7 protein-coding genes and 1 riboswitch are annotated in these 7,329 nt (G+C 39.3%); of the genes, 4 read left to right on the top strand and 3 right to left on the bottom strand.

Translation table 11 applies throughout. The annotated features are described in order from the left end of the window. The first annotated feature begins 203 nt into the window (after positions 1 to 203). Positions 204 to 296, top strand: a riboswitch (SMK box riboswitch). The 3 genes from metK to ACWOEC_RS11825 all read left to right on the top strand — a co-directional run bounded on the left by metK (position 294) and on the right by ACWOEC_RS11825 (position 3,817). Continuing rightward, the gene (metK, locus tag ACWOEC_RS11835) at positions 294 to 1,484 is read left to right on the top strand and encodes a methionine adenosyltransferase (RefSeq protein WP_297074590.1); all 1,191 of its coding nucleotides are present in this window, start codon (positions 294 to 296) and stop codon (positions 1,482 to 1,484) included. (Overlaps the previous riboswitch by 3 nt.) A 66-nt stretch (positions 1,485 to 1,550) precedes the next feature. Further along, positions 1,551 to 3,032, top strand: a complete 1,482-nt coding sequence (locus tag ACWOEC_RS11830) for an MDR family MFS transporter (RefSeq protein ID WP_455308404.1) — start codon at positions 1,551 to 1,553, stop codon at positions 3,030 to 3,032. Positions 3,033 to 3,040: 8 nt separating this feature from the next. Beyond that, positions 3,041 to 3,817, top strand: coding sequence for an alpha/beta hydrolase (locus ACWOEC_RS11825; protein WP_455308402.1), 777 nt, complete (start codon positions 3,041 to 3,043; stop codon positions 3,815 to 3,817). An 85-nt stretch (positions 3,818 to 3,902) separates the two neighbouring features. Here the strand turns inward: ACWOEC_RS11825 and ACWOEC_RS11820 are convergent, their stop codons facing one another. Genes ACWOEC_RS11820 through ACWOEC_RS11810 form a run of 3 tightly spaced genes read right to left on the bottom strand, consistent with a single transcriptional unit; the run spans position 3,903 to position 6,041 of the window. Continuing rightward, positions 3,903 to 4,466 (bottom strand): class I SAM-dependent methyltransferase, encoded by a 564-nt coding sequence (locus ACWOEC_RS11820; protein ID WP_455308400.1) that lies wholly within the window; start codon positions 4,464 to 4,466, stop codon positions 3,903 to 3,905. Next, entirely contained in the window at positions 4,460 to 5,413 is a 954-nt protein-coding gene (locus ACWOEC_RS11815; protein WP_455308398.1) for a TIGR01212 family radical SAM protein, read from the bottom strand. Before ACWOEC_RS11815 ends, ACWOEC_RS11820 begins: the two co-directional genes overlap by 7 nt. Next, positions 5,400 to 6,041 (bottom strand): phosphatase PAP2 family protein, encoded by a 642-nt coding sequence (locus ACWOEC_RS11810; RefSeq protein WP_455308396.1) that lies wholly within the window; start codon positions 6,039 to 6,041, stop codon positions 5,400 to 5,402. Before ACWOEC_RS11810 ends, ACWOEC_RS11815 begins: the two co-directional genes overlap by 14 nt. Before the next feature lie 189 nt (positions 6,042 to 6,230). On the opposite strand from ACWOEC_RS11810, the gene ACWOEC_RS11805 reads away from it, so the two are divergent. Next, a partial coding sequence (locus ACWOEC_RS11805; RefSeq protein ID WP_455308394.1) for a LysM peptidoglycan-binding domain-containing protein occupies positions 6,231 to 7,329 on the top strand: 1,099 nt, incomplete at its 3' end.

Genomic DNA, 7,329 nt, shown 5'->3' with positions numbered 1-7,329 from the left:
TTAGCATTTTTTTGATATGATCACTCATAAGACATACTCCTTTCGTTTGTTTATTTTGTGGTGATTTAATCATACAGGAAGCGAGTATGTTTTTTAATACCTAAAATGACAAATGGACTGATGAATTAAATTCAATTCATCAGTCCATTAAATTATAGAGCCAAAATAATTTAAGTAATTTTCTTGGAAAAGTGATATAATCAATTCGTTGCAAGTTCCCGAAAGGATTCGCATATAAACTTATAAAAAGCGAAGATGCCTTGTAACCGATACTTAAACTAGGGGGAATTATTTTGAAGGAAAAACATTTATTTACATCAGAATCTGTATCAGAAGGACATCCAGATAAAATTGCTGACCAAATCAGCGATGCGATCTTGGATGCAATTTTAGAAAAAGATCCTGAGGCGCGTGTAGCTTGTGAGACGTCTGTAACTACTGGACTTGTACTGGTCTTTGGTGAAATCTCTACAAAAGCTTACGTGGATATTCAAAAAGTGGTACGTGAAACGGTTAAAGAGATCGGCTATACACGTGCAAAATATGGATTTGATGGCGATACTGCTGCTGTATTAGTAGCGCTAGATGAGCAATCAGCTGATATCGCACAAGGTGTCGATGAAGCACTTGAAATCCGCTCAGATGAGAAAAAAGAAGTTGAAGAAATCGGTGCTGGAGACCAAGGATTAATGTTTGGTTTTGCTATCGATGAAACACCGGAATTGATGCCATTACCAATTTCATTAAGTCATCGTTTAGTGAGACGTTTGGCAGAATTACGCAAATCTGGCGAAATCAAATATTTACGTCCAGATGCTAAATCACAAGTAACCGTTGAATACGACGAGGAAGATCAACCTTTACGTGTAGATACGATCGTTATTAGCACACAGCACGACGAAGATGTATCAAATGATACAATCCGTCAAGATATGATCGAAAAGGTCATTAAAGCAGTTGTGCCTGCGGAATTACTTGATGAAGAAACCAAATATTTTATCAATCCAACAGGACGTTTCGTTGTCGGTGGCCCTCAAGGAGACGCTGGTTTAACTGGACGTAAAATTATTGTGGATACTTATGGTGGTTATGCACGTCACGGTGGTGGAGCATTTTCTGGAAAAGATGCGACTAAAGTAGACCGTTCTGCAAGCTATGCTGCACGATACATTGCCAAAAATATCGTAGCGGCAAAACTTGCAACAAAAGCAGAAGTGCAATTAGCTTATGCGATCGGTGTAGCTCAACCTGTTTCAATTTCGATCAACACATTTGGTACTGGAACAGTATCGAACGAAAAATTGATTGAAGCAGTCCGCAAGAATTTCGATTTACGACCTGCTGGGATTATTGAAATGCTAGATTTACGTCGTCCAATTTATAAACAAACTGCGGCGTATGGACATTTTGGTCGTACAGATATCGACTTGCCTTGGGAGAAGACAGATAAAGTAGATGCTTTATTGGCAAGTGTGAAGGAGTAAAGAGGCGACTTCGGATGATACCAGTCATCCGAAGTCTTTTTGTATGCAAAAATTTAGGAGGCGAAGATGAAAAAAACAAATGTTAAAGCGGTAACGGCCGCTGTGTTTATTGCAACATTTATGACTGCAATTGAAGGAACAATCGTCACGACAGCAATGCCAACGATTGTCGGTTCTTTAAAAGGAATCAGTATTATGAATTGGGTCTTTTCGATCTATTTATTGACAAATGCAATGTTTACACCAATTTATGGGAAATTAGCGGATAAAATCGGACGAAAACCGATCTTTTTATTAGGGACGGCTATTTTTATTTTAGGATCTGCGATGTGTGGCTTTTCTTTTTCGATGTTTAGTTTGATTATTTCTCGAGCAGTACAAGGAATCGGTGCGGGTGCAATGATGCCAGTTGCGTTTACTATCGTGGCCGATCTTTATTCTGCAGAAAAACGTGCAAAAATTATGGGATTTACAAGTACTGCTTGGGGCGTTGCCAGTGTTGTTGGACCTTTGGCAGGTGGATTTATTGTTGATTTGTTAAGTTGGCATTGGATCTTTTTTATCAATGTTCCAATCGGCTTGATTTTATTATGGATGATTCTGGTCTTTTTCCACGAAGAAAAATATGATCGCAAAGCCGCTAAAATGGATGTATGGGGCAGTTTATTATTGATGGGAACCTTGTTTGCCTTCTTGATTGGTGTACAGTATCTAGGTGATGAGGGCTTATCAACTAAGGTACTCTTACTATGGGCAATCAGTATTGGTTGTTTAATCGTGTTTACGATGGTTGAAAAACGTGCAGAAGATCCTGTGATTTCTTTGGAATTGTTTAAAAATCAATCATTTGTGATCGTGAATATCGTTGCAGCACTTGTAAGTGGCTTTTTGATGGCTGTAGAAGTGTATATCCCAATGTGGATGCAAGGTGTTTTAGGAATGAGTGCGGCGATCGGTGGCTTAGTATTGGCACCACAATCGATTTTATGGATTCTAGGCTCATCAAAAGCGGGTCATTGGATGGGGCAGTATTCATTGAAGCGAAATTTATTTATGAGCTTAGGAATTACTCTTTTAGGTGCTTTGTGTTTATTTTTAACACCTAGCCAAACACCTTTCTTCTTTTTCTTTATTTATTTAGGAATTATTGGGGCTGGGATGGGAGCAACGATCGTATTGACGACCGTAAGTGCACAAAACAGTGTTGGATCAAATCAAATGGGAGTGGCTACATCTTTTAATACTTTAGTCAGAACCTTAGGCCAGACCGTGATGATCGCTATTTTAGGTATCTTATTTAACTATACGACAAATAAAGAATTGGCTTTAGATGCTTCAGTTCCTAAAGATGCGATGAATCAATTGGTTGATCCTGCGACGGCCACGTTATTACCAGATGCTTTAAGAGAGCAATTGCGCGGTGTGTTGTATAACGGATTGCATATCGTTTATGGTGTCTCGCTTGGGTTAATTATTTTAGCTGGAGTTTTTGTACTGACATTACACAAGAAAAAAGAGTATACTCAAGCTACAATAACAAAAAAGTAGGTGACTAAATGGCCTTATTACAAGCCAATATTTATTCAAATGTTTTAGAGATGGAAGTTATGGTAGATATCATCTTGCCGCAACAGACTAAAAAAACCTTTGGCACGAATACTGTAGGTCAACATTCAGATGTGCCGGTACTTTATTTACTTCACGGAATGCATGGAAATCATAGCGTTTGGCAACGTCGAACGTCAATCGAACGCTACGTTAATGATTTAGGGATTGCAGTAATTATGCCATCGACTGATTTAGCATGGTACACTAATACCACTTATGGCATGGACTATTGGACTTTTATTGCAGAAGAATTACCAGAAATTTGTCATGAACTATTTCCGCAATTGACTATTAAACGTGAAAAAACGTTTGCTGCAGGTTTATCGATGGGAGGATATGGGGCATTGAAATTGGGACTATGCTATCCAGAACGGTTTCAAGCCATCGCTTCTTTATCCGGAGCCATCGCCTTAGTCGAGATGATGGAACAGTTCGAAGAAATCCCAAAAAGAGCTTACTGGGAAGGGATTTTTGGACCGTTAAATCAAGTGCGAGATTCTAAAAATGATCCAATCCATCTGATCAAACAAGTCGATGCTAAACAAGCACCTGATTTTTTTGTCTGCGTAGGAACCGAAGATCCATTATATCAAGCAAATCAGTATGCAGTAAGTGTAATGCAAGCGCAAGGACTAAATGTTGTCTACGAAGAAGGTCCAGGAGCGCATGATTGGGAATTTTGGGACAAATGGATTCAACGAGTTTTGGCTTGGTTACCGCTATAAAAAACACGATCCAATAATGTAGTGGCGTTTAGAAGTTAGATCAACAAGCTAATTTCTAAAGGCTAGTACATGAGGACCGTGTTTTTTAACGTCGTTTTTCGATGCAAAATAAAATCGGAGGGTGATTTTTTTGGTTAATAAACTGATATTGCAACACTTGATAGTTATGTTGATCTAATCGTTGACAAAAATCGGTGACAGCAGTTAATTCGGCTGCGCCTCCTTGATGACCATAATAAGCAACAATCACGATACGACCACCGAGTGCTAGACGATCAGTGAGTTCTTCTAAGGCTTTAAGTGTAGTATTTGCCTTTGTAATGATTTGCTTATCACTTTTTGGTAGATAGCCTAAATTAAATACGGCCGCTTTGATTGGTGTTTTGTGTGCAATTACCGTACCAAGCGCTTCATGACCGATTTGGTGTAAGTTGATTTTAGCAGTCAATGAATGTTTTGCTAGTAGTGTTCTTGTCTCAGCCAATGCTTGTGCTTGAACATCAAAGCTATGTACGAGACCTTGTGGGACTTGTTGGGCTAGATAAAGGGTATCATGACCATTTCCCATCGTAGCATCGACTACAATGTCATTAGGGGCGATGACTTCTCCTAGTAGTTGATGGCTGTAGTGAAGTGCACTTTCTAACATAAATTCCTCCTCGATTCACGTAGGGCAAATTTTCCTTGATAGCTCTCTCTACGTAACAATTCAGCATCGATAGCATTTAAAACTTCCCACTTTTTTCTACTCCACATTGGACCCACGAGCGTATCCCATGGAGCATCACCAGTCAAACGATGGATGATGATATCGTTTGGAATAAGTTCCAATTGATCACAAATCAAGTTTACATATCTTTCTTTGGATAAAAGTTGCAAGCGTCCTTCATGATAATCGCGCAACATACGGGTATTGCGCATCAGGTGTAGTAGATGCAATTTGATTCCTTGGATATCAGAATCTAAGATCGTACGTCGTACATTTTCGATCATCATCTCATCTGTTTCACCAGGTAAGCCATTGATTAGATGGGTACACACGTTGATATTATGGTTTCGCAATTTAGCAACACCTTCTAAATAGGTATCATAAGTATGTGCGCGATTAATCGCATGACTCGTAGTCTCAAAAGTCGTTTGTAGTCCTAACTCGACCCAAAGATAAAGTGTTTGGTTTAATTCAGCTAAATAGTCGACAATATCATCTGGTAAACAGTCTGGCCGAGTACCAATCGAAAGACCGACCACACCAGGTAAATGAATGACTTGTTCAAACCGTTCTTTGATGACAGCAAGAGGAGCGTGCGTATTTGTAAAGTTTTGGAAGTAGACGATATATTGCGTGACTTCCGGCCATTTTTGATGCATCTGATCGATTTCTTTTTGAAACTGGATCGGTAAGGGATCTGTTGGGGCGACGATCATATCACCAGAACCAGAAACACTACAAAAAGTACAGCCACCATGAGCGACCGTACCATCACGATTGGGACAATCAAATCCACCATCGATCGGTACTTTAAATACTTTGCCACCAAATTCTTCACGTAGGGCATGATTCCAAGTATGGTAACGTTTTGTTTTAGTATCTAACATGTCGTTCTCCTTTGCGATAGACGGGATAAGAAAGCAACAACCAGCTGATCCCAAATAAATATCCACCTAATACATCACTTGGATAGTGTACACCAGCATAGATCCGACTGATGCCAATACCTAGTATCAATAGTGCAAGTAAGCTTTGCAAGGTCCATCGTAGCCATTTTTGTTTGATGAGTAGAGGGAGTAGTAAAATCAATGTACCATAGATGACCATACTTCCAGTAGAATGACCACTTGGGAAGCTATAGGTGTGTTCGGTTACTAAGTGTTCTAACGTAGGACGTTCACGCATGAAAATCAGTTTCAATAGAGAGTTTCCAATCGTCGAGATGCCGATGACACCAATTGCAAACCAAATAGCAGCTCGCTTGAATTTTTTTAAATAGAAAAAAAGAAAAATAAGTAAAGAGAATATCCCGATCGTTAGTGGATCACCAAATTTTGTAATGGTTACAAAAAATTGATTGAAATTAGGATAATCACTACGGATGAAATTCGTGATGGCTTGATCAAAAGGGTGCAGCAAGCTGAGTTGAAATTTAACGATGCTAGCTAATCCTAAAAATAGGACCAATGTGATGCAGCCGATCCATTGCATATTGGTTAATGATTTGATTTTCATAAAGGCTCCTTTCAAAAACTAAATTCTGCTAAATTATAGCATAAGATGAATTATTCGCTGTCTTTAGACGACAGAGTTAAATAAAATATAAATTTCTGAGCATGTGACAACTTGATGACAAATGGTAATTTAGCATGATTTAATGAAGAATCATCGTTATACTTAGCATAAGAAGAAGGAGGCTAGGGGATGAAAGAAATGACACGTCGAATCGTGAAGGCAGATAAAAAACGTCAGCTTACACGAAAGCGTTTAAGAAAACAATTAATTTTTGCCAGTACATTTGTGACCGCATCTGCCGCAGCGATTCAACTCACACACAAACAGACGGTCCAAGCGACTAGTATTGGCACAACTGGCTTGTCACAAGCACAGTTTATCGCACAAATCGCACAATATGCGAGACCGATTGCTGAATCTAATGATCTATATACTTCTGTCATGATGGCACAAGCAATCGTTGAAAGTAACTGGGGACAAAGTGCCTTAGCGCAAGCTCCAAATTATAATTTATTTGGGATCAAAGGAAGCTACAATGGTCAAACGGTCTATATGAACACACAAGAATATCTAAATAACCAATGGGTCACAAAAAAAGAACCATTCAAACGATATCCTTCTTACCGCGAATCGTTTTTAGATAACGCGGCTACTTTGAGAGGTGTTTCTTTTAGTCCAGGAACCTATTATTACGCTGGAGCATTCAAGAGCAACACAACGTCTTATCGCGATGCGACGGCATGGCTGACTGGAAGATATGCCACAGCACCACATTATGCACAAGCATTAAATCAGATTATTGAAACTTATCAGTTAACACAATATGATAGCACTGGGCAAACGACGCCTGTTGATTATGAACCAACTCCTCAAGCACCAAGCCAAACACCGAGTACGTACACAGTTGTAAGTGGTGATTATCTAAGCAAGATCGCCAATCAATTTGGCATTAGTGTTGCACAGCTTAAAACGTGGAATAATTTAAGCTCAGATTTGATCTTAGTAGGGCAAAAGTTAGCTGTTACAGCACCGACAAACCAAGGTACAGCGTCAAGCCAAACACCTAGTGGATCTTCTGTAACGAATACAGATACGTATACCGTTATCAGTGGTGATTACTTAAGTAAGATCGCAGCTCGTTTTGGAATCAGTGTCGCACAGCTTAAAACATGGAATAACTTAAGCTCAGACTTGATCTTAGTAGGGCAAAAATTGACGGTCAAAGCGTCTAGCGATCAAACGACGCAAAATACGACAATACCAAGCCAACCAACAAGTACTACGACAT

Source organism: Enterococcus bulliens, assembly GCF_053761865.1.
This window is presented reverse-complemented; position numbering and strand designations above follow the sequence as displayed.

Bases quoted from the DNA above. Each gene is read 5' to 3' on its own strand.
- ACWOEC_RS11830 (WP_455308404.1), top strand. From the start codon at position 1,551: ATGAAAAAAACAAATGTTAAAGCGGTAACGGCCGCTGTGTTTATTGCA.
- ACWOEC_RS11810 (WP_455308396.1), bottom strand. From the start codon at position 6,041: ATGAAAATCAAATCATTAACCAATATGCAATGGATCGGCTGCATCACA.
- ACWOEC_RS11820 (WP_455308400.1), bottom strand. From the start codon at position 4,466: ATGTTAGAAAGTGCACTTCACTACAGCCATCAACTACTAGGAGAAGTC.
- ACWOEC_RS11825 (WP_455308402.1), top strand. From the start codon at position 3,041: ATGGCCTTATTACAAGCCAATATTTATTCAAATGTTTTAGAGATGGAA.
- ACWOEC_RS11815 (WP_455308398.1), bottom strand. From the start codon at position 5,413: ATGTTAGATACTAAAACAAAACGTTACCATACTTGGAATCATGCCCTA.